Here is a 23,369-nt window from a genome sequence, read left to right on the forward strand (position 1 = left end):
CGAGCTTCGTCTCCCAAAAGCTAGGTGAGTTTGACCGACTTTTGCAAGAGACCTATTGTGTCGCTGACGATTGTGGTAGCGTTCTTCTAACCAAATGGAAACTTCTTGTGGTGAGTTGAGTTGCAATGTGCGATCGCTTTCGGGATCGTAAACTCGCCACTGCATTTTGCCATCATCAATGATTTCTCGAACTTGAGGCTCATTGCTAAACGCGAACAACTTGGAGAAATAACGCCCCAGGCGATTGAGCAACAAATTGAATTGACTTTGCGTGGATTTCGATGCAGGCTTTGACCGAGGAACTAGCAGTTCTTGTTCTCTGTAATTGAGCCACTGTTGGTAATTCATACACTCTCACTAATTTACTTTGCTTTCTGAATCGATTCAGATTGTTTACGTTAACCATTGTAACAACTTTTCTTGATCGATCAAGTAAAAGTGTGTTTCAATTACAGGCAAAACGACGAATAGTATCTCAAAAAATGCATGGAACACGACAAAGCAAGAAAATCCATCAAACTTCAGGATATTGCTCAAGCTGTCGGAGTTTCGCGGACAACGGTATCAAATGCTTTCAATCGACCGGATCAACTTTCGCCAGAACTGCGCGATAAGATTCTAGAAGCAGCCAAGGAAATGGGCTATCCAGGTCCCAACCCAATGGCGCGGATGCTGCGGACAGGGCAAACAGGTGCAATTGGCTTAGTCTTTGGTGAATCGCTACCGTATGCATTCAATGACTTAGCAGCGATCGCGTTTTTAAGAGGAGTCTCAAGAGTTTGCGAACGCGTCAAAGCAAGTTTGCTCATCGTACCCACACTTGAAAGCGATGCAGCACAAAAGACAATTGAGCAAGCAACAGTAGACGGGTTTATTATTTACAATCTCCCCGATGACAGCGAAGCACTCGTACGCGTTTTAGACCGTCAGCTACCAGTTGTCGCCGTCGATCAGCCTTCGTTAAAAAATGTCCCTTCAGTTGGGATTGACGATCGCCAAGCTGCACGAAAAGCTGCAACACACTTGTTAAGTTTCCACCACAAGCAATTTGCCATCATGGCGATGGAGTTACGATCTGACTTGTATGTTGGCTTAGTAGACGCTCAACGACTCGAACACTGTACGCACCAAATAACCAAGCTACGGCTGCGAGGCTACCGCGATGCGCTGGAAGAGGCAAGAATTGACTTTAGCCAAGTGCCGATTTACGAGTGTCGCAACGACGAGAATCATGCGCGGGAAGTAGCTATGACTTTGTTGCAACGCCAGCCTCGACCAACTGCCATTTTAGCGATGAGTGATATCTTAGCTTTTGGTGCTTTGCGCACTGCACAGCAAATGAGTTTAAAAGTGCCAGAAGATTTGTCAATCGTAGGCTTTGATGATATTCCCTTAGCTTGGCAAATTCGCCCAAGACTCACAACAGTCCAGCAACCACTGGTTGAAAAAGGAGTACTAGCAGCGGAATTATTATTGAGTAAATCAGTAACGAAAACTTCCAAAGTTTTGGGAACAAGACTTGTGGTACGCGAATCGTCAGGAGTTGCACCAACTGTCTAGAGAGGTCAGGGATCGGGGGTCGGAGATCAGGGAAGCATACTTTGGAAAGCAGGATGCAGATTAATGGCTTATATATCAGCACTAAAGCGCCCCTTCACACAAATCAGTTTCTTTTTCCTTCTCTGACCTCTGATCTCTAACTTCTTTCTTCAATTGCTTGCGATGGCCATTTTCAGGGTGGTAACGTCTAGAAGCTACTTAGACTTATGGAGCCAAGCTACCTAAAATATGAAGCGATCGCTTGTTAGTCTGACTTTACTTTCAACTTTCATTACCTCTTTTCCTCCAATTGCCTTTGCGACACCACCTCGAACTCCGGATCAAACAGTGGAGTGCGAACTATTAGTTGCTGGAGGGGGACTGGCGGGCGTGGCGACAGCATATGAAGCCTTGCTAGCCGGAAGAACTGTTTGTGTAACCGAAATTACTGATTGGGTAGGAGGACAAATTTCCGCACAAGGAACCTCCGCACTTGACGAACGTGCCACTCAACGCAGGCAGTTATTTTACTCGCGCGGTTATTTAGAGTTACGTCGGCGCATTGAACGAAAGTACGGCAAGTTAGATCCTGGTGACTGTTGGGTAAGTGATTCTTGCTTTTTACCGCGTGATGGTCACGTTATCCTCTCAGAGATGTTGCGTGATGCTGCAAGGAAAGGTCGAGGACAGTTTAAATGGTTTCCTTCAACCGTCATTAAAGATTTACAAACAGCCCAAATGGGCGCAGAAAAACGCATTCAAAGTGCGATCGCCATTCAGCATCAACCTGCCAATGGTGCGCCAGTACTCAATACCTATCCGCTATCGCAAACAATTGCTGATGCCTATAGCTATCAAAACTCGCGCTTGTTTACCAAAAATATTGTGCGATTTGTCCCTGCTACAAAAAGGAGTGAGGGGCGAGGGGTGAGGGGTGAGTCTGCTTCTGTTCCTAATTGGTACGTAATTGATGCAACGGAAACGGGCGAACTGATTGCGCTAGCAGATGTTCCTTATCGCTTAGGTATCGATCCGCGTTCTCATCTCGAACCTTCTTCTTCTAGCGCGACAAACGATCCTTATTGCACGCAAGGTTTTACTTACACCTTTGCAATGGAGGCAACCCAACAGCCGCAAAGACACGTAGAACCACCATTTTATCAACAGTATGCCAGTTATTACAGTTATGAGTTACCACGACTAGCAAGCTTTCCCTTAGTCTTTACCTACCGTCGTATTTGGAGTCCACGCCAAGGCGAAGATATGCGCTTTGGTGGGATTTCGTTTACTGCCCCCACTCCAGGCGATATCTCGATGCAAAACTGGACTTGGGGTAATGACTACCGCCCTGGTACTGCTGCTGACAACTTAGTTTATACGCGCAACCAACTACAATCTACAGGACAGTTGCAACCTGGTGGTTGGCTGGGTGGCTTACGGGTAGAAACTTTGCGTAAAGGTGAAGAACACGCCAAAGGCTTTTTTCACTGGCTTGTTGCGGGAACGACCGATTCGCAACTTGGTCCTGGTGTGAAGGAACCGCACCCAAATAATCGCTACCTCGCAGGACTTGATTCGCCAATGGGAACAGCGCACGGATTATCTAAGTATCCTTATATGCGAGAAGGACGCCGGATTTTAGGAAGACCTACCCTAGCCTATCCTCAAGGTTTTACTATATCAGAAATTGATATTTCTCGTCGTAACTATAGTGATAGTTACTATCGCTTGGTTTTATCACCACAAAGCTATCGTAGTCTCAAAGCTGCATTAGCGGGTTTGGAAGCTGCATCGGTGATTGCAGGAACGATTCCTCCTAGAGATGTGATGCGGCGAACGCGCTCTACGATTTATCCTGATGCTGTTGGTATCGGTCACTATGCAATTGATTTCCATCCTTGTATGCTCCAAAGCCCTGCGGAACTTCCTGGTAATATCGAGCGCCCTGGTGAACGTCTCGGTGCAGGTCAAGCATATCCTTTTCAAATTCCCCTGCGGGCAATGATTCCCCAGCAAATTGATAACTTACTCGTGTCGGGAAAAAGTATTGCTGTAAGTCATATTGCGGCGGCTGCCTATCGCGTACATTCTTTTGAATGGTCTGCTGGTGCTGCCGCTGGAACTACCGCTGCTTTTGCATTGGAAAGAGCGATCGCCCCCTATCAACTCGTCGCCAGATTACCTTTCCCTGAACCGCAGCTTGAAGCTTTACAGCGCCGCCTAGCACAAAATAACAATCCTACAGCTTTCCCTGATACTTCGATTTTTAATGAAGCTTGGGAAGATTGGCAGTAATTTAGGGGTCAGGGGTCAGAGGTCGGGGGTCAGGTTCAAAACAGGGACAAAACTTTGCCTGTGATTATCAGTTCAATTTGACCAACCTGAGCAGAGGCATGCAGTAACACTGGGTTGAAAGTGCCTTGTAAGCAGGTAATAGGTAAAATAAAAGGAATCATCTTTGTTAAGCCCGTTAAGCTTTGTACATTTTTCTATACTTAAGAGCAATTTGTTGAAGTTGGAACCAGAAACCCAAGCCGATTTGCCAACCGTAGAGGAACTGAAGAAAGCTAATGAAATTATTACTCGCGGATTAAGCGGGCAAAAGAAGCACAACCGCGTCCAATTGAGAATATCTAGATAGAGTTTGATACGGTTCAAGCAAAAATTGCAGATAATGCTTCAGTTTCTAAGAATAGAAAGCTTTAGTCGTACGCGATTGCATTTAATGGCTGCTTTACTCTGGTAAGTAGTCAGCGTTTAAAGCTTCTTCAGGAGTAAACGGAGATTGTTTTGGGAAAGTCTCAGTTGGTAAACCAGTTTCAATAGCTGCTGAGATCCGCGCGTCCTTGTAGCATTGCTCAAATACTTCATCGAAGTAACGCTTGAGGCTGGGGCTATCCGCAAAATCATCCCTCAGGCGACGGCGGTGTTCAAATATAGTCAACAACCAGCTATTGCTTCGCTTCTCAGGCTGATATTTATATTTGAGCAGGTGCATGAGAATAATAATCAGATTGCTTTTAACTGCCTTTTTCTCACTCCTTCCCATGTCCTCAATTTCTTCAATCAAATGGGGAATATCCAACTCAGACAGCCTGCCATCTCGCAACAAACTGCTGGTTTTTTCCAACCACAGATAATAATCCTGCTCGTAAAGAGTTGAAGTCATGTTATTGGTCTTGCGCGATTCCATAACGCTTTTCAATATGTGCAAGGTATTCCAACTTAGTCGGCGTCAGCACTACAGGTCGTTCTAGCAGATTGAGGATTTCTACTTCTTCAAAAGGATCTAAATTGCGCTGCCGCAGACAAGAAACGCGATTGGGCAAAGCCCACGCTGCGCGAACACATACTTTCTTTAATTGTGGCTCTTTTTCTAAGGGTAAGGGGATAAGTTGCTGATATTTCAAGGTCTACTTCTGCATGATCATCGGATCTACATCGCGCAGCCATACCTCGATAGTGTATGCTGTAACGGCAGCAGTCCGTCCCCAACGACCATTGATTTTATTATCATTAGGCACGTAAATCTCTACCAATCTGCCTTCGGCTAGCTGTAGATGTTGGGCAATAGCAGGTTTTAGTTTCTCAACCGCGACTAGCTCTTTGAGTGAATTATGTTATTATTTACTTTATTATGGAAATCTATATAGTTGGGAGGAAAGCTTTAGATTTCTACTATTTAAATACTTATACTACAACTACAACGCATTCTCCTCTAAATTTTAGTTAAACTAGGTACTTAAAATGTACTTCTTTGAAAATACATTCAGCTAGCTTATGACTATGAGATTTGCAACAGGTGTTTACGCGATGGCAGCCTCACCAACAGTAGCTCCTGAGAAATCGAGTCAAGTTACGCCAAAGTTGTATCCTAACTACAAAATCATCGTGTTGAATGATGATTTTAATACGTTTCAGCACGTAGCGGAGTGTCTTGCGAAATACATTCCTGGAATGACAAGCGATCGCGCCTGGGAACTCACAAACCAAATCCATTACGAAGGTCAAGCGATCGTTTGGGTAGGTCCATTAGAACAAGCAGAACTTTATCACCAGCAATTGCGACGTGCAGATTTAACAATGGCACCACTAGAGGCAGCATAATTTAATGAATAATCCCGCTAGTGGCAGATTGGTATTAAACCACTCCACGCATATTCCTGGTTTAATTCCTGTTTTAGACCGCCTCACCAAAGTTGAAGGTATACAAACCATTACTCCAGGAGTTATTGGGCGGGTCAAAGGTCACATTCCCCGAATGCAACTGCGAGTCTCTGTCCCCATTCGGGGAGGATTTAAAATCATTGTTCGCCAAGGTAAAACTGTACAAGAAGTATTTATCCTGACTACATTGAGCCAGGATAAGCTTGAGGATGTGATCGCGATCGCTTTAACTAAATAAGTTTATTATTGGTATTAAACAAGTTTTGTTGTGAAATAGCTATTCTTCGACTTGTCTGACTGCGACTCGATGCAATGGCAAACAAATAATGCAAGCAAACGTTAGAAAATAAGACAACGCTGCGGTTAATTTGACACTAAGCGTTGAAATTTCCCAATCTGGAAGAATCAGCTTTTGTGCAACACAAGCAATACAATATACCAGCCAGTAAGCAAAGCTCATTCTAAACAAAATGAGTTCAGTTTCTTCTAACTCTTCGACTTGTGCTTGATTTTTTTTAGCTAGCAAGACTAAACCAACAACACTAGCCAAGAAAGAAAGCGATAGGATGACATCGTGCCAAACAGAGTGGAGTATTTGCATATAGTTGTATATTAATAATCCAATCGCAAATCAGTCTAAAGGATTAGTGTCTTGGTATACAAAAATAGTTACAAACCTCAATATTATGAACGAGTGTTAAGAGCCTTGCGCTAACAATCTGATTGTGTTTCACACGCACCGATACTAACCCAGCTACTTGAACCATCTGGAGAGTGTTCTTTTTTCCAGATTGGGGCGTTGTGCTTGAGGGTATCAATCGCATAGCGACAAGCTTCAAATGCTTCCGACCGATGCGGACAACCAATCGCCACAAGTACGCTAATTTCACCAACGTGTAAGCGTCCAACGCGGTGATGAATCACGACTCGATTGACATCAGACCAAGTTTTACGAATTTCAGCAGCAATTTGGCGGAATACTTGCATCGCCATCGGTTCGTAGGCTTGATACTCTAAAGATACGACTGGCTTACCGTCGGTTTGATTGCGCACCATCCCACTCATGACAACGATCGCCCCATTCGCGGCGTCATCTGCAAGCGCATAAACTTCTGCAAGTGATAAAGGCGCGAAGGTAATTGCAAAGCTATCTTCAGCTTGCTGAGGAATCGGGGCGGTAAAAGATGAAGTCAATTGATTCATTATTCATCGCGATTAAGCTTATTCACAAATTATTACAAATCGCGCCGAATCCTGGACAATTAACCTCGCCCCTAGCTTCCAACCTCATTTATCGTCACAATAATCAAAGTGTTGATTTGGAATAGAGGCTTTAGCAGACTTTTATGACCTCAAAAGAAAGTAACTCTCCAGAATCTTTTTGGTTGCGAGTATGGCACAACCAGAAGGAAAACTTGATTTTAATTCTGATTGCCTTAGTTTTAGCATTCTTGATCAGAACGTTTGTGGCGGAACCGCGCTACATTCCTTCCGATTCAATGCTACCGACGTTACACATGGGCGATCGCTTAGTTGTCGAAAAAGTCTCTTACTGGCTGCATCCGCCAATGACCGGCGATATTATCGTTTTTGAACCGCCGCCAAAACTACAAACGATGGGTTATGCCAAAGACCAAGCGTTTATTAAGCGCGTGATTGGTAAACCTGGCGATATCGTAGCTGTCGCGAATGGCAAGGTCTATCTCAATAATCAGCCATTAACTGAAGATTATATTGCTGAGCCTCCTAAGTATCAATGGGGACCCCAGCAGGTGGCGGAAAACGAGTTTTTTGTGATGGGAGACAACCGTAACGATAGTAATGATTCTCACGTTTGGGGCTTTTTACCACGCGAAAATATCATCGGACACGCTTGTTTTCGATTTTGGCCTTTGAAGCGTAGTGGATTTGTGTAAGTTATAGCAGAGGTTAGGTTAAGCTCTAGTTTGAGAAATAATGATGAGCTTCTATAACGTCCTAACTCTGTCAACTAGGATTATTATCAAAAACACAGATAATGCATTAACTTGCTAATTGTGACTCCAGCTAATGACAAACGCCGTTGCAGGTCTACAAGATTGCGGTATGGTCCTGAGGATGTGCGATTTTGTACTATAGCTGCTGCTAGTGTCCGATCAATAACTGGAATTTGTGCGAGCATTTCAACTGTAGCTGTATTGGGGTTGACTAGCGATTGTAGATAGCGTTCTTCGTCGTAGTAGCAAAACTTCAGCACAACTTCCAAAGGCTTCAGTCGTTGCAACGGCATATTCAATGCGGCTGCAATATCTTCGATACAGTAAAATTGAACGCCACTGCGACGTAATTCTACGAGCGATCGCGCTTGATGAATAGAGATTCCTGGTAGTCTTAACCAATCATCAACACTCGCTTGATTGACATCGATGCGGATACCTAACGCAGCGGCGATCGCAATCTCAGCTAGCGACTCCATGCGGTAGTATGGGTCATTGAGGAGCTTGGTGCGGATTGTCTGAGACTGCAACCAGTTCTGAAGCATGGTGGAGTCAGGGTTTTATTTGTGAAGCCTATCTCTATTCAAACAATTTTATTTAACAATTGGCGGCGTTTTTGTTCAAATTCGTACTCAGAAATCAATCCATCTTGACGTAGATCGTCGAGTTGACGTAACGCATCGGCGATCACACTTACACGATGAGGAGTTGCTGATTGATTTGGTGTCGCCGCAAAAACTTCGATATTTCCTTCAGAGTTATTAAAATTCCGGTCAAATTCCTCCTCATCTTGAGCTAGATACCAAACGCCTTCAATTGCACTTGCGACGCGCGGAATTGGCGTCCATGATAGAAGTAAATACAATACGCCCCACAGCGGTTGTCCTAGATAGAACTTATGTAAACCGGCGATCGGTATGACTGTTCCACTAAAAGCCAAAAGTGCGGCAATTTTTCTACTTTTCAGTTTACCTAACATATTCAGTTCAACTCCACGGTAGCCACGCTCATTCTTAACGAAGCGAATGCTGGATCGCTTGATGTTTCGGCGCTAGTGTTGGCTTTGTTTTTGCTGCAAGCAAGTGTAACTCAGCAATTTTTTTCAGATCTCTTCTTTATGATAAATATTGATTGTTTTAACACACAAAAAGTAGAGATAGCTGCGATCACCAGACACAATAATGAGCTTGATGTCAAGTGTTGAAATCTCGACAACAATACGATGAAGTGTAGCATTTGAGTCTAGACTAGAATAATACCAAATGCAACAGTAAAGTCTCCTGAGTGATAGCACTCAGTTGAACATAAGTGCCATGGGATTTTTTGACTCTGAGATTGTTCAACAAGAAGCCAAGCAGCTTTTTGAAGATTACCAAGCCTTAATCAAACTTGGTCAGAACTACGGCAAGTTTGACCGCGAAGGCAAAAAGATGTTTATTGAGCAAATGGAAGCTCTGATGGAACGCTATCGCATTTTTATGAAGCGATTTGAACTGTCAGAAGACTTTATGGCTCAAATGACGGCGCAGCAACTACAAACGCAGTTAGGACAGTTTGGGATGACACCACAGCAGATGTTTGACCAGATGAATCTAACCCTGGAACGGATGAAAGCAGAAGTCGACAAACAGCCATAAAATAGGGATCAGGGGTCGGAGGTCAGAAATCAGAAAATTAACCTTTACGCAAAGCCTACTGAGTTTAACTTTAACTTTTTCTGTTTTTCACCTGATCCTTAACTCCTCTTCGCGCTATTAGTTAGCACTAGGGCGTTGAAACTGCGAAGGCGAGCGGAAATACTCTACTCGTTGATCTTTTAAAGCTTTCTGCATAAAGTCACGCCATACAGGTGCAACAAAACCACCACCAGTCGAGCCTTTACCTAAGGGGCGATAATTGTCGTTTCCTACCCAAACCGCAGTTGCTAGCTGTGGTACATAACCGACAAACCAAATGTCACGCTCTGAAGAGGTTGTTCCTGTTTTACCAGCAGCTTGACGGTCAAGTTGTGCTGCTCTACCAGTACCGTTGGTAATAACTCCTTGCATCACACTAGTCAGCGATGCTGCTGCCCAGGGATCGAGTACAAGTTGCGGTTTGGGTGTATTGTCGAGTAATACATTACCACTACTGTCACTTACACGGACGATCACGGTCGGCGGCGAGTGCCAACCATAATTAGCAAATGTTGCATAAGCGCTAGCCATTTCGAGCGGTGTAACGCCAATTGCGCCTAAGGGTAATGAAATGACAGGCTCCATTGGACTATTTATTCCCAGAACCCGACAAATTTCAATCACTTTATTTAGTCCAACTGCACGTCCAATTTTAATCGCTGGAATGTTTCGCGAAACTTCTAAGGCTCTGCGAATTGACATTGGTCCTTGGAAGGTGTTGTCGTAGTTTTTCGGCGTGTAAAGTTGCGTACTACCGTCGTTATAGCTGACTGGAGTATCCTCTACGATCGAGTTAGGAGTATATTTCCCAGAAGCAAACGCTGCGTAATAGACAAATGGTTTAAAGGCTGACCCAGGTTGACGCTGTGCTTGAGTCGCGCGGTTAAACTCGCTTTTTCTGGGATCGACACCACCAACGAGAGCTTTGATAAACTGAGTTCGCGGATCGACCGCAACTAATGCCATTTGATCGCCGTTGACGCCCTGGGCGCGAATTCGTTTATGCCAAGTTGTGACAGTTTCTTCTGCCATCCGCTGCATATCAGCATCGACAGTCGTTTGTACGCGCATTCCACCTTTGAGTACCGCATCGCGACCAAAGCGTTTCGCTAATTCTTGCGCGGCTGCATTTGTGACATAAGGCATCGCACTACCTTGAAACGAGCGGATGCGACCGAGTTTAATTTCCGTGTTACGCGCTGCGGCTTCTTCTTCTGGTGTAATCCAACCCAACTGCAACATTCGATTAAGCACAATTTCCTGGCGTTGTTTTGCTTGTTCCATGCTATTAAACGGACTATATTGCTCTGGGGCTTGAATCAAACCTGCCATCATCGCGGCTTCAGCCAAGTTAAGATTCGCGGCTGATTTATTAAAGTACGTTCGGGCTGCGGTTTGGACGCCGTAGTTGTTGTGTCCCCAATAAACTTGGTTGAGGTACAACTCTAAAATTTCTTCTTTACTCAGAACTTGTTCAAGGCGAACGGCTAAGACAGCTTCGGCAACTTTGCGACTAAATTTCCGCTCTTGCGTCAAGAAAATATTTCTTGCCAACTGCATCGAGACGGTAGAACCACCTTCCGCGACAGCACCGCGTTGCCAGTTTACCAGTAACGCCCGACCAACACTGCCAACATTGATACCATGATGATAATAAAAGTGGCTATCTTCGATCGCCATAACAGCGCGTTTGAGGTCTGGCGAAATGCGGTCTAAGGGAACAACTTCGCGGTTTGCTTCGCCGTGAATGCTGGCAAGCAATCTACCTTTGATGTCGTAAATATAAGACGTTTCTGAGGGAAAATAGTTACGTAAAGCTCTGACATCGGGTAGGTTGCGGAAACTAGTTGCTAACCCAATTAATCCCCCAGCTACAACAGCACTCGTCAGCATTGTAATTGCCAATAGTGTACCGCCAGTTACCTGACCGACTTCTTTGACAAACTGATAACTGGGTGAAGAGGCTCGTTGTTGTTTTTTATGAACAATACTAGAAGACACGGCGGTTTAACTTCCTCACTTGTAGACAAGGGTTGAAATTGAGTGATGCGCTAAAAACAACTATTTTTTGTAATTTATAGTAATCTGACACCTGAGCGGATGAGAATACACGCGATCCCGAATCAATTATATGAAGACCAGTTTAGCTATCAAGTTCCTAGTATGACGCAAAGCCAAGGAGAAACCAAAATTCAACCGACGACTGATAATGCTGTAAAAAATTTTACGTGGCTACGCCGTGGTGTCAGCGAGATTTTTCCTGAACAAGTGCATTCGGACGATCCGCTGGAAAACCTCGAAAAACGCTTGACAGATACGCATCGACCTTTGCGCGTCAAACTGGGTATCGATCCTACGAGTCCCGATATTCACCTTGGTCATAGTATTCCTTATAGAAAGCTCCGAGCTTTTCAAGATGCGGGGCATACAGCAGTACTCATTATTGGCGATTTTACTGCAAAAATTGGCGATCCAACAGGTAAATCAGAAGTCCGTCGGCAACTGAGTGATGAAATTGTGGCACAAAATGCTAAAACATACTTGAATCAGTTGCGTCCTATTTTAGATTTTGACACGCCAGGTAGGTTAGAAGTTCGCTACAACTCCGAGTGGCTTTCTAAGTTGGATTTGGCGAAAATTTTAGAGTTACTTTCCACGATGACTGTGGGTCAGATGTTAGCTAAAGAGGGATTTGCAGAACGTTATGCCCAAGAAAATCCCATTTACTTACACGAGTTTTTGTACCCGATTATGCAAGGGTATGATTCGGTGGCGGTCGAAGCTGATGTGGAATTAGGGGGGACAGACCAAAAGTTTAATATTGCGGTAGGTCGAGATTTGCAACGTCACTTCGGGTTTCCCCCGCAGTTCGGCGTACTAATGCCAATTCTCATCGGAACTGATGGAACTCAGAAAATGTCTAAGTCTTTGGGAAACTACATTGGTTTATCCGATGATCCACTGACAATGTATTCCAAGTTAGAAAAAATTCCCGATCATCTGCTGGAACAATACTTTGAGTTGTTGACGGATTTACCTTTAGACGTTTTACCAGAAAACCCGCGCGATCGCCAAAAGCTCTTAGCATTAAATATCGTCGCTCAATTTCACGGTCAAGAAGCTGCCGCAAAAGCACAGCAAACCGCAATGTCGCTGGTTCAAGGTGCAACAACGGATACATCTGCTGTTCCAGAATTTTCTTTATCACAGGTAGAGTTTCCAGCGAAGTTGTTTTATATTCTGAGTGCAAGTAAATTGTGTAAAAGCAGTTCCGATGCTCGCAGACAAATTCAAGGCGGTGCGGTGCGATTGAATAGTGATCGCGTTACGCAACTTGACTTAGCGTTTGAAAAACCCGAACAACTGTACGAAAAAGTTTTACAAGTGGGAAAAAATAAGTTTGTCCGCTTAGTACCGTGATTAAATTGAGTGGCTAGTGAAAGAGTAGGAGTGTAGGCGAGATTAAGATACGATTTTCCTACTACCCTACAACCCACCTACCCAACTATCCGCTACTCCCCTGACCCCCGACCTCTGAACCCTGAACTCTATCAATGTCCCCAGAACGCATTATTGTGCCTTTAGATGTCGCCAGCGAAGCTGAAGCGATCGCTTTACTCGAAACATTACCAGAAGTTACTTTCTGGAAAGTTGGTTTAGAGCTTTTTGTCAATAGTGGTCCAGGTATCTTAGAAAGACTGAAAAACCAGCAAAAGCGGATTTTTTTGGATCTGAAGTTTCACGATATTCCTAACACAATGGCAGGCGCGTGTCGGGCGGTGGGGCGTTATGGAGTGGATTTGCTCACCATTCACGCCACAGCAGGAAAAGAAGCGATCGCCGCCGCACATCAGGCGATACAGCAAGGTGCTACCTCAGCCGATGTGATACCTGCCAAAGTACTAGCGATTACACTCCTGACGAGTATTTCAGCGCGACAACTGGCATTTGATTTAAAAATTCCGCTAGAGTTACCTGAATATGCGCTACAAATGGCGCTGTTAGCCCAAGCCGCAGGTGTAGATGGTGCTGTTTGTTCGCCGCAAGAAGTCGGGCATTTACGTCAAATTTGCGGTGACGACTTTGTGTTAGTGTGTCCTGGAGTACGACCCCTTTGGGCAGAAGGGGGAGATCAAAAACGATCGCTCACTCCCGTGAAAGCACTTAAAGCTGGAGCCGATTATCTTGTGATTGGGCGTCCAATTACGGCGGCTGAAGACCCAAAAAGTGCGTGGGCACGCATTTGTGACGAGTTAGCAGCGTCATGATAGCAGTGAGAAGGCTGCATCTTTCGATTTACGCTTTATACTTGCTTGCTTATAGCTTCAACCTAGAACTCGTGGGAATAAAGCCAGTAGATAACACGTACTTTCAACAATCAGTAGGATTTGCTAAGCGATCGCCGCAGTGCCAAACCGAAGATGTGGAAACATTAACCGCACAACTATTACCAGCTTTACCAAGCTATGCGAATCGGATTAGTCAACGTACTCGTCGGCGCGATGCGAGCGTTGATATTTATACTTACGTAATTATTGCTGGACGCCCTGAGTTTGCACCCTTAACGCTTGGTCCTGGCGAATATACTCCTGACGTAGAATCAACTAACGCACAACAGCCGCAACAAGTCTTTATCACAACACTCGAACGACAGTATATTGATAGTAGACCTGTTGAACTGCAACAGTTTCACTGGCTATTTTTCACGCGTGCGGAAGGTCGTTGGCGACTTGCTATCATGTTTTCCCGCACTGGTTTGTATCCCTCGCGACAACCACTGACACCACCTAGAGATAGTAGTAATGGTACTATTGCCCAAGCAATACGCACATGGTTACGCGATTGTCAAACTTAGAGGTTAAAGATCAGGGGTCAGAGATCAGAGTTAAAAGCTAGTCATTTGTGTTGCAAGCTTAGCGAATGAATTTGTGACTAAACAAATAAAGTCCACCGGCGCGAACTTATTGAGCAGACTGTATGTTTGAAGTAGCCTTGAAGAGAGTCGGAGGGCTTCTAACCCTAATCCCTGAACCGTAGGTCTGCGCTAGCGCCCTCTGACCCCTGATCTCTACTATGTTGCATTTCATCTAACTTAGCGCGTACTGCTTGAATATCTTGCCACATCAGCCATTTAGGGCTACCACGTTCGCGCGAAGGGTTACGCAATAAATATGCTGGATGGAGAATCGGCATACATAAACGTCCTTCCCACTCAATCCAGTTTCCCCGAATCTTGGTAATTCCGCGCTTTTCGCCTGTCAAGCCTTTGAGGGCGGTTGCGCCAGTAAATAGAATTATTTTCGGGTCAACCAAACGAATTTGCTCTAGCAGGTAAGGTTTACACGCGCTAATTTCGTCAGTGGTAGGAACGCGGTTGTTCGGTGGACGGCATTTAATGACATTACAGATATAAATGTGATTATCTGTATCAAGCTTTACCGAAGCTAATATTTTATCAAGAAGTTGCCCCGCTTTACCGACGAAGGGCAATCCGGTTTCATCTTCATTTTGCCCTGGTGCTTCGCCAATGATCATAATCGGTGCTTGCAAATTTCCGCGTCCAACTACAGCGTGCGTGCGTGTTTCGCCAAGTCCGCAGCGATGACACACATTGCAATGCTGTGCGATTTCCGTCATCGCGGAATACGTACCTGGGGGAATCGGAATTTTAGCGTCTGTGGGAATTAATTCAGGCTGCGCTGCTGCCGATGCTTCTGAATCAGTAGTAGGATTTTGAAAAAGACTAAGTTGCTCTTCGCTGCTAGTCATGATTGAAATAGCGTCAGTTTAAATAAAATGCAATTGCGCCAAGCGCAGCATCCCGGTTGCCCCTCAATTCTATAACAGTGCGTTCGGTCTCAGGATAGTCACACTGAACTAAAATCAGTCATCATAGAAATTAAGACTGTCGCGCTATGGTGTTAGGCGCACTCATGTCAGATTTTCCTCTTTTTCGCGATCGCATTGATGCCGGCGAACAGTTGGCGCAAACTATTTCATTTGTTTTAACTCAGCCACCATTATCAACCATCGATGCACAACCAATTGTCTATGCACTACCACGCGGAGGTATACCTGTAGGTTTGCCAGTCGCACAATTATTACATTGCCCTTTAAGTATCTTAGTTGCTAAAAAAATTAGCCATCCTAAGAATCCCGAGTTGGCGATTGGTGCTGTTACTGCGGATGGTAACGTGCTGTGGGCTGAGGAAACGCCATTTTACATTCCTCACTCGCGTCAAGGAAAAGCCGCTTTAGCAGAAGCGATGGCAAAAGCACAAGCACAACTTGCCCAACTTACACCTGCCTGTCCAGAAGTGAGCGCTGAAGGTGCGATCGCAATTATTGTAGATGATGGTATTGCGACAGGAATGACGATCGCTGTCGCCGCGCAAGCTTTAAAAGCTCAAAATCCTGCTGCAATATTATTATGTGCGCCAGTCGCACCACACGGATTGATTCCTTGGCTGGAACAGTGGGGCGATCGCGTCATTGTGTTGGAAACACCGCAATCATTCATGAGTGTCAGTCGCTTCTACGCCGAATTTCCCCAAGTTGAAACCGAAGAAGCTTTGGCTTATTTACAGCAACATAAAGAAGAGGTGAGGGGTGAGGGGTGAGTTAATTTTTAGTATTTTAAGTAAGTAGTTATATGTCAATTAAACACTCCCAAAGTCAAAATCAAGTGACGCTGCCACGAGTTTTAGAACCAGAAGTGATGGATAGCTGGGAAGAGGCGGTAGAATACGATGCAATGGACTTTACAGAAGTTAATACTGCCTTTGCTAAAAGTGTGATTGAGTTAGGACCTCATTTTCCGGCGAAAGTGTTGGATGTTGGTACAGGGACAGCCAGAATTCCGATATTAATCGCTGCAAAGTGTCCGCAATGGCGGATTTGGGGAATTGATTTAGCTCAAAATATGTTGCAGCTTGGCTTGCAGCACGTCAAAAACGCTGGCTTAGAACAACAGATTTTTCTCGAAACTGCTGATGCTAAAAAAATGCCTTATTCTGATGGAAAATTTCAGATGGTGATTTCTAATAGCTTAGTCCACCACTTGCCCGATCCTCTACGCTTTTTCCATGAAATAGCACGCGTACTACAACCACAAGGCGCTATATTTATTCGAGACTTGATTCGCCCTGTGGATGTCGAAACAATGGATGCCTTGGTTGCAAGCATTGGTGCAGAATACGACGAACGACAAAAGAAATTATTTCGCGACTCGCTTCATGCTGCGCTTACTTTAGATGAGGTTCGTGATTTAATAGAGCAAGCCAATTTGAGCGATGTAAAAGTTTATCAATCTTCGGATCGACACTGGACAGCAGCAAGAGCGTGGCAAGATTAAACTTGAATTCAAAACACGAGTGGGATCTCTACAAACTCGTCATTCGCCCTGTCTTATTTACTGGATTAAAAACTGACCCAGAATGGTTGTATCAAAGAACAATTAGCGCGCTTAGCTGGCTAGAAAATTCGCCACATCATCCAGTTACAACATCAACGCAAAATTTATTAAAAAAATCATTATGTTTGAGTGATGAACGCTTAGCACAAAAACTGTGGGGAATTGATTTTCCCAATCCCGTCGGTTTAGCCGCAGGATTTGATAAAGATGGTGTGGCGGCGAGTGTTTGGTCAAATTTTGGGTTTGGCTTTGCGGAAGTTGGTACAGTCACGTTTCACGCGCAACCAGGAAACCCCCGCCCGCGATTATTTCGTTTACCACAAGATCACGCAGCTTTAAACCGCATGGGATTTAACAATTCTGGCGCAGCAATGATGGCGAAACGATTGCAAAACGCCTCTCATTTGATACCAATTGGAGTGAATTTAGGAAAATCAAAGATTACTCCACTAGAAGCCGCAGCTTCTGACTATCGAGAAAGTTTTCGATTACTTAAAGATTTGGGAGATTATTTTGTTGTCAATGTATCTTCCCCAAATACCCCAGGGTTACGATCGCTGCAAAATACCACAGAACTCAGTTCAATTCTGGATGCATTACAACAAGAAAATCAAGCTGCTAAGCCGATTTGCGTCAAAATCGCCCCCGATCTTGAATGGGAAGAAATCGCGGCGATCGTTGAAATAGCCCAAAGGTACAAACTTGCGGGAATGATTGCGACAAATACGACAATCAGTCGCGATCGCATCACTACAAAAATCTTGACACAAACGGGAAAACCGATTCTCGAAGAAGCTGGTGGAATCAGTGGTTTACCAGTACGCGATCGCGCTACTGAAATTATTCGGTTTATTTACCAACAAACACAAGGTCAACTTCCGATCATAGGCGTTGGCGGGATCTTTACTGCGCAAGATGCCTGGGAGAAAATTATTGCAGGTGCAAGTCTCATACAAGTTTACACGGGTTGGATTTATGAAGGACCATGGATGGTACGCCGGATTTTACAAGGGTTGCTGCTTAAATTAGAAGAACACAAACTCAATTCAATTGTCGATGCGGTAGGATTACAGTCAACCAAGAACTTATGATTGCACTTACGCAACGTCAGCCACCGAATACTGATATTCCCGTAGATTTTACTCTGGCACTAACTGCGGAAGAACGCACTCGAAGTCGCTATCGTCTTGAAACTCAAGATGAAATTGTTTTTTTACGCTTACCTAGAGGTACGGTACTGCGTAATGGTGACTTACTGCAAGCTGAAGATGCAAGTGTTGTGGTGCGGGTAATAGCTAAACCAGAACCTGTGCTTGTGGTGACGGCAACTCCAGTATTATTACTGAAGGCTGCATATCATTTAGGGAATCGTCATGTACCCGTAGAAGTTACCCAAGACTATTTGCGGCTGTCGCCCGACCCAGTTTTACGCACGATGCTAGAACAACTCGGAATGCAAGTACACGAAGCGGTGCTACCGTTTCAGCCAGAAATTGGCGCGTATGGACATCATCATTAGCAATGAGCAGCGCTACTGAAGTGAATTTGTCCCCCAGCCCCCAAATTTGGGATTTCGGGGGCAGGCAGAGAATGCTACAGTTACTTCACAATTCATTCCTTTACCCACTTAGCAATTAGCCATAAACGATTGATGACAAATGACCATATATTGTATCTTTTGCAACTTGCAAGTCCAGCATTACCTGTAGGTGCGTATAGTTATTCGGAGGGAATCGAAGCACTTGTAGATATAGGTACGATTAGCAATGCACAAAGCTTACAACATTGGTTAGAACAAGAACTGCGTTATGGTGCCATTCGCCTAGAAACTGCTGTGATGGTACGCGCTTATCATGCAGTACAAAAGAAAGATAGCGAAGCTTTAAGTTATTGGAATTCTTGGCTATCAGCGGCGCGGGAAACTGAGGAATTACGTTTATCAAGTTGGCAAATGGGGCGATCGCTCGTTAAACTGCTCTTACAATTACAACCGCAGGTATGGCCTTTAGTTGAAACGCTAGAACCTTGTAATTATGCGATCGCGTTTGGGATGGCGGCGGCTTCTTGGGAAATAGAACCTTTGTTATCGGTTGTTTTAGGATATTTACACACTTGGACAACGAATCTTGTGACTGCTGGGGTGAAGTTGATTCCGCTAGGACAAACAGCAGGACAACAACTCATCTTAAATTTATTTCCCAATCTCATGAATGCTGCAACAGCGATTCTTGCTTTGAGTGACGATGACTTGTGTAGTTGCAGTTGGGGATTATCGCTGGCGAGCATGGCGCACGAAATCCAGTATACAAGATTATTTCGTAGTTAGTATAAAGTTTAGAATAGTGAGCGAAATTCTTATAACTGCTAATCGCTAATTATGAGTGCGTTTCGAGTAGGTGTCGCGGGACCTGTCGGATCGGGAAAAACGGCGTTAGTTGATGCGTTGTGTAAAGCGATGCGTCAACAGTATCATCTTGCAGTAGTGACAAATGATATCTATACGCAGGAGGATGCACAATATTTAGTACGTTCGCAAGCATTAACAAGCGATCGCATTTTAGGTGTGGAAACTGGCGGATGTCCCCATACCGCAATTCGCGAAGATGCTTCGATGAATTTAGCCGCGATTGAACACCTCGAACAGCGATTTGACGATCTTGATCTCGTTTTTCTCGAAAGTGGGGGCGATAATTTAGCGGCGACGTTTAGCCCCGAATTAGTAGATTTAACAATTTATGTTATTGATGTTGCTGCTGGCGATAAAATTCCGCGCAAAGGTGGGCCAGGAATTACTAAGTCAGATTTATTAGTAATTAATAAAATCGATTTAGCACCTTTTGTCGGTGCAGATCTTAATGTCATGGAACGCGATGCTAAGCGAATGCGAGGCGATAAACCTTTTGTTTTTACTAACTTAAAAACTCACGAGGGACTCGTAACAGTTATTAATTTTGTGCGAATGAATTGTGAGGAATGTTGAATAATTTTAAAATAGGGACAAAAATTGGTGCGAGTTTTGCTTTGGCATTAACAATGCTAAGCACAATTGGCATAGTTTCTTATCGCAATACAGTACAGCTGATCGACACGTCACATAGAGAAAATCATAGTTACCGAGTTATTACAAAGTTACAAAATCTCAGTTCAAGAATTAAAGATGCCGAAACTGGACAAAGAGGCTATATCCTGACAGGAAATACACGTTATCTTGAGCCTTATAATGCAGCAATTGCGGTTGTAGAACAAAACCTTAACGATCTGCGACAACTTACATCAGATAATCCCAGCCAACAAAACAGAATTACTACTTTAGAACCGTTAGTTAATCGCAGAATAGCACTGATCCAACAAACACTAACCCTACAAAACACGCAAGGTTTTGAAGCCGCACGGCAAATTATCCTGACGCATGAGGGTAAAGATTTGATGGATCGCATTCGTGCAATCTTAGCTGATATAGAAGTAGAAGAACGCGAATTATTACAACAGCGATCGCAACTTGCTCAAGCCGCAACGCAACAAACAATTTACACTATCCTCTGGGGAATTCCCCTAGCTTTTGGCACATTAATTTTAATTGCTTATTTTCTCAGTAAAAATATCTCACAACCTCTAGCCGAAGTTTCGGCGGTGGCGACAAAACTAGCTGCAGGAGATCTGTTTGTTAGCGTCCCCGAACAAAATCGTCAAGATGAAGTCGGTGTCTTGACTCGTACTTTTAATCAGATGATTGCGAGTTTACGCACAACAACATTAAAAAACAACGAGCAGGCATGGCTCAAGTCAAACTTAGCAAAATTTGCACTCATGCTTCAAGGTCAAAGAGATATCGAGAAAGTTGCTGAATCTGTTTTATTAGAAATAGTTCCATTGGTAAATGCCCAACAAGGTGTTTTTTATGTAATGGATACTAGCGATGAAAAACCATTCCTGAGACTTTTAAGCAGCTACGCACATCGAGAACAAATACCACAAAAATTTCAATTAGGTGAAGGTTTAATCGGACAATGTGCCTTAACGCAGCAAAAAATTATACTAACTGAAGTACCAAGTCATTACCTGCGAATTCGTTCAGGTTTAGGCGAAGCAACACCGCAAGCGATTATTTTTTTACCAATAGTATTTAATTCTCAAGTCAGCGCCGTTATTGAACTTGCATCGTTACACCGCTTAAGCGAACTGCAAGTAACATTTCTAGAGCAAGCAAGTGATAACCTAGCAATTGTCCTCAATACGATCGCCTCTGACGCGCGCACGCAAAAACTACTACAGCAAGCACAGGCTTTAACAATCGAACTTCAAGCGCAGCAAGAAGAACTGCGAAACAGCAATTACCGCCTCGAACAGCAGCAAGAAGAGTTACAGCAGACAAACGAAGAATTGCAGCAACTCAACGAAGAACTTGAAGAAAAAGCTGAATTGCTAGCGGCGCGAAATCAAGAAGTAGAACAAAAAAATGAAGAAGTTGATCGCGCCAGACAGTCTTTAGAGGAAAAAGCTGCTGAATTAGAGCGAATTTCGCAATATAAATCGCAGTTTCTCGCGACCATGTCCCATGAACTCAGGACACCGCTCAACAGTTTATTAATTTTAGCGAAATTACTTGCGGATAATAGTGCGGGCAACTTAACCGAAAAACAAGTAGAATACAGCCGCACAATTTATGCTTCAGGAAAAGACTTACTCGGACTCATTAACGACATTCTCGATCTTGCCAAAATTGAATCGGGAACGATGTCCGTTGATATCAATCCGCTGACGTTAACCGATTTGCGTGTCAATATTGAGCGGACATTCCAGCAAGTGGCGCAAGACAAAGGGCTAGAGTTTACTGTCGAGTTTGCTCGCGATCGCTTACCTGATGTTATCTATACCGATGGTAAACGCTTACAACAAGTTTTAAAAAATCTGTTGGCGAATGCTTTTAAATTTACCGAACAAGGAAAGGTTAGCTTAAAGATTGATGTCGCGACTGAAGGATGGAACCCTAAGCAAGAATCGTTGAATCGTGCGGATGCTGTGTTAGCTTTCGCAGTAGAAGATACCGGAATTGGTATTGCACAAGATAAGCACGAATTAATTTTTGCAGCGTTTCAACAAGCAGATGGTACAACAAATCGGAAATACGGCGGTACTGGCTTAGGTTTATCAATTAGCCGCGAAATTGCTCGACTTTTAGGCGGAGATATTCAGCTTGTCAGTCGTTTAGGCGAAGGTAGTACGTTTACGCTCTATTTACCACTTAATGATACAGGAAACAAAATTCAGAGATCAAAGGTGAGGGAAAAACAAGAAGACAAACAAGATAGAAAAATCTCTCATCCCTCGCCCCTCACTCCTCGCCCCTCCCTTCAAGACGATCGCAACGAAATTCAACAAGGCGATCGCACGCTGTTAATTGTTGAAGACGATCTTAACTTTGCTCGCGTCTTACTCGATATGGCACAAGAACACGGGTTTAAAGTTCTCTTAACCCAAAATGCCAATGATGGACTTCTGCTAGCCCAGCAGTTTCAACCAAATGGCATTATGGTTGATATCAACTTACCCGATCTCGATAGTAGTGCCTTACTAGAGCGTCTACAGCATCATCCCAAAACACAAAGCATTCCAGTACATACAATTGCGGGACGCGAACATTTTACTTACAGTTTATCTCCTGGGGCGATCGCTTACGTACAAAAGCCTGTTAATAGTGAAGCTTTAGCCAAAGTTCTCGCTGATATCAAAGAAATCGCCGCACATCAAGTCAAAAATCTCCTTGTCATCGAAGATAACGCCACGCAGCGTCAAAATATTGCCGAGTTGATGCAAAACAAAGATGTTGAGGTGATGGCTGTGGGTACGGGTGCAGAAGCCTTAATCGCACTGCAACAGCATCATTTTGATTGCCTCATCCTCGATTTAGGGCTACCCGATATGAGTGGATTTGAACTCATCCAAGCGATTAAACAGCAGTATAGCAGCGAATTACCAATAATCATCTATACGGGTATCGAAATCACACGCCAAGAAGAAACCGAACTCAAACGTATTGCACAAGCGATTGTCATTAAGGATCACCCGCAAGGAAGCGATTTGCAACTCGGTGTCTCCCTCGAACGGTTATTAGATGAAACTGCGTTATTTTTGCACCGCGTACAAGCTGCTTTACCTGCACCTAAGCCTCACGAACCACCAACACAGCGCGATAATTTATTGACAGGAAAGCACGTTTTGATTGTTGATGACGATGTACGCAATATTTTTGCACTCACAAGCGTGTTAGAGCGCTATCAAATGCAAGTTTTCTTCGCAGAAAATGGCAAAGAAGCAATTACTCTATTAGAACAAACTCCCAACATTGATATTGTCCTGATGGATGTAATGATGCCAGAAATGAACGGTTATGAGACAATGCAAGCAATTCGCGCTCAACAACAGTTTCAATCTCTACCAATCATTGCACTGACAGCGAAAGCGATGGTAGGCGATCGCGAAAAATGCATCGCTGCGGGTGCGTCAGATTATATTACTAAGCCAGTTGATATCGAGCAACTGCTATCACTCATGCGTGTTTGGTTGTATCAATAAAACGTTAACTATTATGGCGTTACT

25 protein-coding genes are annotated in these 23,369 nt (G+C 44.1%); 16 read left to right on the forward strand and 9 right to left on the reverse strand.

Annotated features, from left to right (window positions below; translation table 11 throughout):
• Nucleotides 1–348, reverse strand: a 348-nt coding sequence (locus tag NIES1031_RS09470; RefSeq protein ID WP_073549179.1) for a hypothetical protein, incomplete at its 3' end; no start/stop codon positions are given.
• A 138-nt stretch (nt 349–486) separates the two neighbouring features.
• On the opposite strand from NIES1031_RS09470, the gene NIES1031_RS09475 reads away from it, so the two are divergent.
• Nucleotides 487–1,560 carry a LacI family DNA-binding transcriptional regulator gene (locus NIES1031_RS09475; RefSeq protein ID WP_073549180.1) on the forward strand — a complete coding sequence of 358 codons (1,074 nt, stop codon included), beginning with the start codon at nt 487–489 and terminating at the stop codon, nt 1,558–1,560.
• A 228-nt stretch (nt 1,561–1,788) separates the two neighbouring features.
• The gene (locus tag NIES1031_RS09480; RefSeq protein WP_073549181.1) at nt 1,789–3,834 is read left to right on the forward strand and encodes an FAD-dependent oxidoreductase; all 2,046 of its coding nucleotides are present in this window, start codon (nt 1,789–1,791) and stop codon (nt 3,832–3,834) included.
• A gap of 439 nt (nt 3,835–4,273) precedes the next feature.
• Here NIES1031_RS09480 and NIES1031_RS09485 read toward each other — a convergent pair whose 3' ends face one another.
• Both NIES1031_RS09485 and NIES1031_RS09490 read right to left on the reverse strand, forming a co-directional pair.
• Entirely contained in the window at nt 4,274–4,708 is a 435-nt protein-coding gene (locus NIES1031_RS09485) for a DUF29 domain-containing protein (RefSeq protein ID WP_084544296.1), read from the reverse strand.
• A gap of 1 nt (nt 4,709) precedes the next feature.
• Nucleotides 4,710–4,949, reverse strand: coding sequence for a hypothetical protein (locus NIES1031_RS09490; protein ID WP_073549183.1), 240 nt, complete (start codon nt 4,947–4,949; stop codon nt 4,710–4,712).
• Between the two features lie 403 nt (nt 4,950–5,352).
• On the opposite strand from NIES1031_RS09490, the gene clpS reads away from it, so the two are divergent.
• Both clpS and NIES1031_RS09500 read left to right on the forward strand, forming a co-directional pair.
• A complete protein-coding gene (gene clpS, locus NIES1031_RS09495; protein WP_196797589.1) occupies nt 5,353–5,646 on the forward strand; it encodes an ATP-dependent Clp protease adapter ClpS in 294 nt (97 codons plus the stop codon).
• 4 nt (nt 5,647–5,650) lie between these two features.
• The gene (locus tag NIES1031_RS09500) at nt 5,651–5,944 is read left to right on the forward strand and encodes a DUF2103 domain-containing protein (RefSeq protein ID WP_073549184.1); all 294 of its coding nucleotides are present in this window, start codon (nt 5,651–5,653) and stop codon (nt 5,942–5,944) included.
• A gap of 39 nt (nt 5,945–5,983) precedes the next feature.
• Here NIES1031_RS09500 and NIES1031_RS09505 read toward each other — a convergent pair whose 3' ends face one another.
• Both NIES1031_RS09505 and NIES1031_RS09510 read right to left on the reverse strand, forming a co-directional pair.
• Nucleotides 5,984–6,307, reverse strand: coding sequence for a hypothetical protein (locus NIES1031_RS09505; RefSeq protein ID WP_073549185.1), 324 nt, complete (start codon nt 6,305–6,307; stop codon nt 5,984–5,986).
• Nucleotides 6,308–6,417: 110 nt separating this feature from the next.
• Nucleotides 6,418–6,909, reverse strand: a complete 492-nt coding sequence (locus tag NIES1031_RS09510) for a molybdenum cofactor biosynthesis protein MoaE (protein ID WP_073549186.1) — start codon at nt 6,907–6,909, stop codon at nt 6,418–6,420.
• Between the two features lie 143 nt (nt 6,910–7,052).
• Here NIES1031_RS09510 and lepB point away from each other — a divergent pair, with 143 nt between their 5' ends.
• Nucleotides 7,053–7,622 (forward strand): signal peptidase I, encoded by a 570-nt coding sequence (gene lepB / locus NIES1031_RS09515; RefSeq protein WP_015188819.1) that lies wholly within the window; start codon nt 7,053–7,055, stop codon nt 7,620–7,622.
• A gap of 86 nt (nt 7,623–7,708) precedes the next feature.
• Here the strand turns inward: lepB and NIES1031_RS09520 are convergent, their stop codons facing one another.
• Both NIES1031_RS09520 and NIES1031_RS09525 read right to left on the reverse strand, forming a co-directional pair.
• Nucleotides 7,709–8,227, reverse strand: coding sequence for a ComEA family DNA-binding protein (locus NIES1031_RS09520; RefSeq protein ID WP_073549187.1), 519 nt, complete (start codon nt 8,225–8,227; stop codon nt 7,709–7,711).
• Nucleotides 8,228–8,265: 38 nt separating this feature from the next.
• Entirely contained in the window at nt 8,266–8,661 is a 396-nt protein-coding gene (locus NIES1031_RS09525; protein WP_073549188.1) for an NINE protein, read from the reverse strand.
• 334 nt (nt 8,662–8,995) lie between these two features.
• On the opposite strand from NIES1031_RS09525, the gene NIES1031_RS09530 reads away from it, so the two are divergent.
• Nucleotides 8,996–9,319: a DUF1825 family protein gene (locus NIES1031_RS09530; protein ID WP_015188816.1), complete on the forward strand. Its 324-nt coding sequence runs from the start codon at nt 8,996–8,998 to the stop codon at nt 9,317–9,319.
• A 117-nt stretch (nt 9,320–9,436) separates the two neighbouring features.
• Here NIES1031_RS09530 and NIES1031_RS09535 read toward each other — a convergent pair whose 3' ends face one another.
• Entirely contained in the window at nt 9,437–11,359 is a 1,923-nt protein-coding gene (locus NIES1031_RS09535; RefSeq protein WP_073549189.1) for a transglycosylase domain-containing protein, read from the reverse strand.
• A gap of 162 nt (nt 11,360–11,521) precedes the next feature.
• Between NIES1031_RS09535 and tyrS the strand changes: the two genes are divergently transcribed.
• The 3 genes from tyrS to NIES1031_RS09550 all read left to right on the forward strand — a co-directional run bounded on the left by tyrS (nt 11,522) and on the right by NIES1031_RS09550 (nt 14,213).
• Nucleotides 11,522–12,778 (forward strand): tyrosine--tRNA ligase, encoded by a 1,257-nt coding sequence (tyrS, locus tag NIES1031_RS09540; protein WP_073549389.1) that lies wholly within the window; start codon nt 11,522–11,524, stop codon nt 12,776–12,778.
• 134 nt (nt 12,779–12,912) lie between these two features.
• Nucleotides 12,913–13,626: an orotidine-5'-phosphate decarboxylase gene (pyrF, locus tag NIES1031_RS09545; RefSeq protein ID WP_073549190.1), complete on the forward strand. Its 714-nt coding sequence runs from the start codon at nt 12,913–12,915 to the stop codon at nt 13,624–13,626.
• A 71-nt stretch (nt 13,627–13,697) separates the two neighbouring features.
• Nucleotides 13,698–14,213, forward strand: a complete 516-nt coding sequence (locus NIES1031_RS09550) for a hypothetical protein (protein ID WP_236738783.1) — start codon at nt 13,698–13,700, stop codon at nt 14,211–14,213.
• A 164-nt stretch (nt 14,214–14,377) separates the two neighbouring features.
• On the opposite strand, the gene NIES1031_RS09555 is transcribed toward NIES1031_RS09550, so the two are convergent.
• Nucleotides 14,378–15,127 (reverse strand): uracil-DNA glycosylase, encoded by a 750-nt coding sequence (locus NIES1031_RS09555; protein ID WP_073549192.1) that lies wholly within the window; start codon nt 15,125–15,127, stop codon nt 14,378–14,380.
• Nucleotides 15,128–15,291: 164 nt separating this feature from the next.
• Between NIES1031_RS09555 and NIES1031_RS09560 the strand changes: the two genes are divergently transcribed.
• The 7 genes from NIES1031_RS09560 (at nt 15,292) to NIES1031_RS09590 (ending at nt 23,345) form a co-directional block, all read left to right on the forward strand.
• Nucleotides 15,292–15,978 carry a phosphoribosyltransferase gene (locus tag NIES1031_RS09560; protein ID WP_073549390.1) on the forward strand — a complete coding sequence of 229 codons (687 nt, stop codon included), beginning with the start codon at nt 15,292–15,294 and terminating at the stop codon, nt 15,976–15,978.
• A 71-nt stretch (nt 15,979–16,049) separates the two neighbouring features.
• Nucleotides 16,050–16,712, forward strand: coding sequence for a class I SAM-dependent methyltransferase (locus tag NIES1031_RS09565; RefSeq protein WP_073549391.1), 663 nt, complete (start codon nt 16,050–16,052; stop codon nt 16,710–16,712).
• The gene (locus tag NIES1031_RS09570) at nt 16,700–17,863 is read left to right on the forward strand and encodes a quinone-dependent dihydroorotate dehydrogenase (RefSeq protein ID WP_218596727.1); all 1,164 of its coding nucleotides are present in this window, start codon (nt 16,700–16,702) and stop codon (nt 17,861–17,863) included. The genes NIES1031_RS09565 and NIES1031_RS09570 overlap by 13 nt, the downstream gene beginning before the upstream one ends.
• Nucleotides 17,860–18,291 carry an urease accessory protein UreE gene (gene ureE / locus NIES1031_RS09575; RefSeq protein ID WP_073549193.1) on the forward strand — a complete coding sequence of 144 codons (432 nt, stop codon included), beginning with the start codon at nt 17,860–17,862 and terminating at the stop codon, nt 18,289–18,291. Before NIES1031_RS09570 ends, ureE begins: the two co-directional genes overlap by 4 nt.
• Nucleotides 18,292–18,420: 129 nt before the next feature.
• Nucleotides 18,421–19,098, forward strand: a complete 678-nt coding sequence (locus NIES1031_RS09580; RefSeq protein WP_407919490.1) for an urease accessory protein UreF — start codon at nt 18,421–18,423, stop codon at nt 19,096–19,098.
• A 51-nt stretch (nt 19,099–19,149) separates the two neighbouring features.
• Nucleotides 19,150–19,752 carry an urease accessory protein UreG gene (gene ureG, locus NIES1031_RS09585; RefSeq protein ID WP_073549195.1) on the forward strand — a complete coding sequence of 201 codons (603 nt, stop codon included), beginning with the start codon at nt 19,150–19,152 and terminating at the stop codon, nt 19,750–19,752.
• Nucleotides 19,746–23,345 carry a response regulator gene (locus tag NIES1031_RS09590; protein WP_073549196.1) on the forward strand — a complete coding sequence of 1,200 codons (3,600 nt, stop codon included), beginning with the start codon at nt 19,746–19,748 and terminating at the stop codon, nt 23,343–23,345. The genes ureG and NIES1031_RS09590 overlap by 7 nt, the downstream gene beginning before the upstream one ends.
• The last annotated feature ends 24 nt before the right edge of the window (nt 23,346–23,369 follow it).

The organism is Chroogloeocystis siderophila 5.2 s.c.1 (genome assembly GCF_001904655.1).
Lineage (GTDB): Bacteria > Cyanobacteriota > Cyanobacteriia > Cyanobacteriales > Chroococcidiopsidaceae > Chroogloeocystis > Chroogloeocystis siderophila.

Coding starts and splice junctions, on each gene's coding strand:
- clpS (WP_196797589.1), top strand. CDS start 5,353: ATGGCAGCCTCACCAACAGTAGCTCCTGAGAAATCGAGTCAAGTTACG.
- NIES1031_RS09485 (WP_084544296.1), bottom strand. CDS start 4,708: ATGACTTCAACTCTTTACGAGCAGGATTATTATCTGTGGTTGGAAAAA.
- NIES1031_RS09525 (WP_073549188.1), bottom strand. CDS start 8,661: ATGTTAGGTAAACTGAAAAGTAGAAAAATTGCCGCACTTTTGGCTTTT.
- pyrF (WP_073549190.1), top strand. CDS start 12,913: ATGTCCCCAGAACGCATTATTGTGCCTTTAGATGTCGCCAGCGAAGCT.
- NIES1031_RS09505 (WP_073549185.1), bottom strand. CDS start 6,307: ATGCAAATACTCCACTCTGTTTGGCACGATGTCATCCTATCGCTTTCT.
- NIES1031_RS09500 (WP_073549184.1), top strand. CDS start 5,651: ATGAATAATCCCGCTAGTGGCAGATTGGTATTAAACCACTCCACGCAT.
- NIES1031_RS09530 (WP_015188816.1), top strand. CDS start 8,996: ATGGGATTTTTTGACTCTGAGATTGTTCAACAAGAAGCCAAGCAGCTT.
- NIES1031_RS09475 (WP_073549180.1), top strand. CDS start 487: ATGGAACACGACAAAGCAAGAAAATCCATCAAACTTCAGGATATTGCT.
- NIES1031_RS09520 (WP_073549187.1), bottom strand. CDS start 8,227: ATGCTTCAGAACTGGTTGCAGTCTCAGACAATCCGCACCAAGCTCCTC.
- NIES1031_RS09560 (WP_073549390.1), top strand. CDS start 15,292: ATGTCAGATTTTCCTCTTTTTCGCGATCGCATTGATGCCGGCGAACAG.
- NIES1031_RS09590 (WP_073549196.1), top strand. CDS start 19,746: ATGTTGAATAATTTTAAAATAGGGACAAAAATTGGTGCGAGTTTTGCT.
- ureE (WP_073549193.1), top strand. CDS start 17,860: ATGATTGCACTTACGCAACGTCAGCCACCGAATACTGATATTCCCGTA.
- tyrS (WP_073549389.1), top strand. CDS start 11,522: ATGACGCAAAGCCAAGGAGAAACCAAAATTCAACCGACGACTGATAAT.
- ureG (WP_073549195.1), top strand. CDS start 19,150: ATGAGTGCGTTTCGAGTAGGTGTCGCGGGACCTGTCGGATCGGGAAAA.
- NIES1031_RS09510 (WP_073549186.1), bottom strand. CDS start 6,909: ATGAATCAATTGACTTCATCTTTTACCGCCCCGATTCCTCAGCAAGCT.
- NIES1031_RS09480 (WP_073549181.1), top strand. CDS start 1,789: ATGAAGCGATCGCTTGTTAGTCTGACTTTACTTTCAACTTTCATTACC.
- NIES1031_RS09555 (WP_073549192.1), bottom strand. CDS start 15,127: ATGACTAGCAGCGAAGAGCAACTTAGTCTTTTTCAAAATCCTACTACT.
- lepB (WP_015188819.1), top strand. CDS start 7,053: ATGACCTCAAAAGAAAGTAACTCTCCAGAATCTTTTTGGTTGCGAGTA.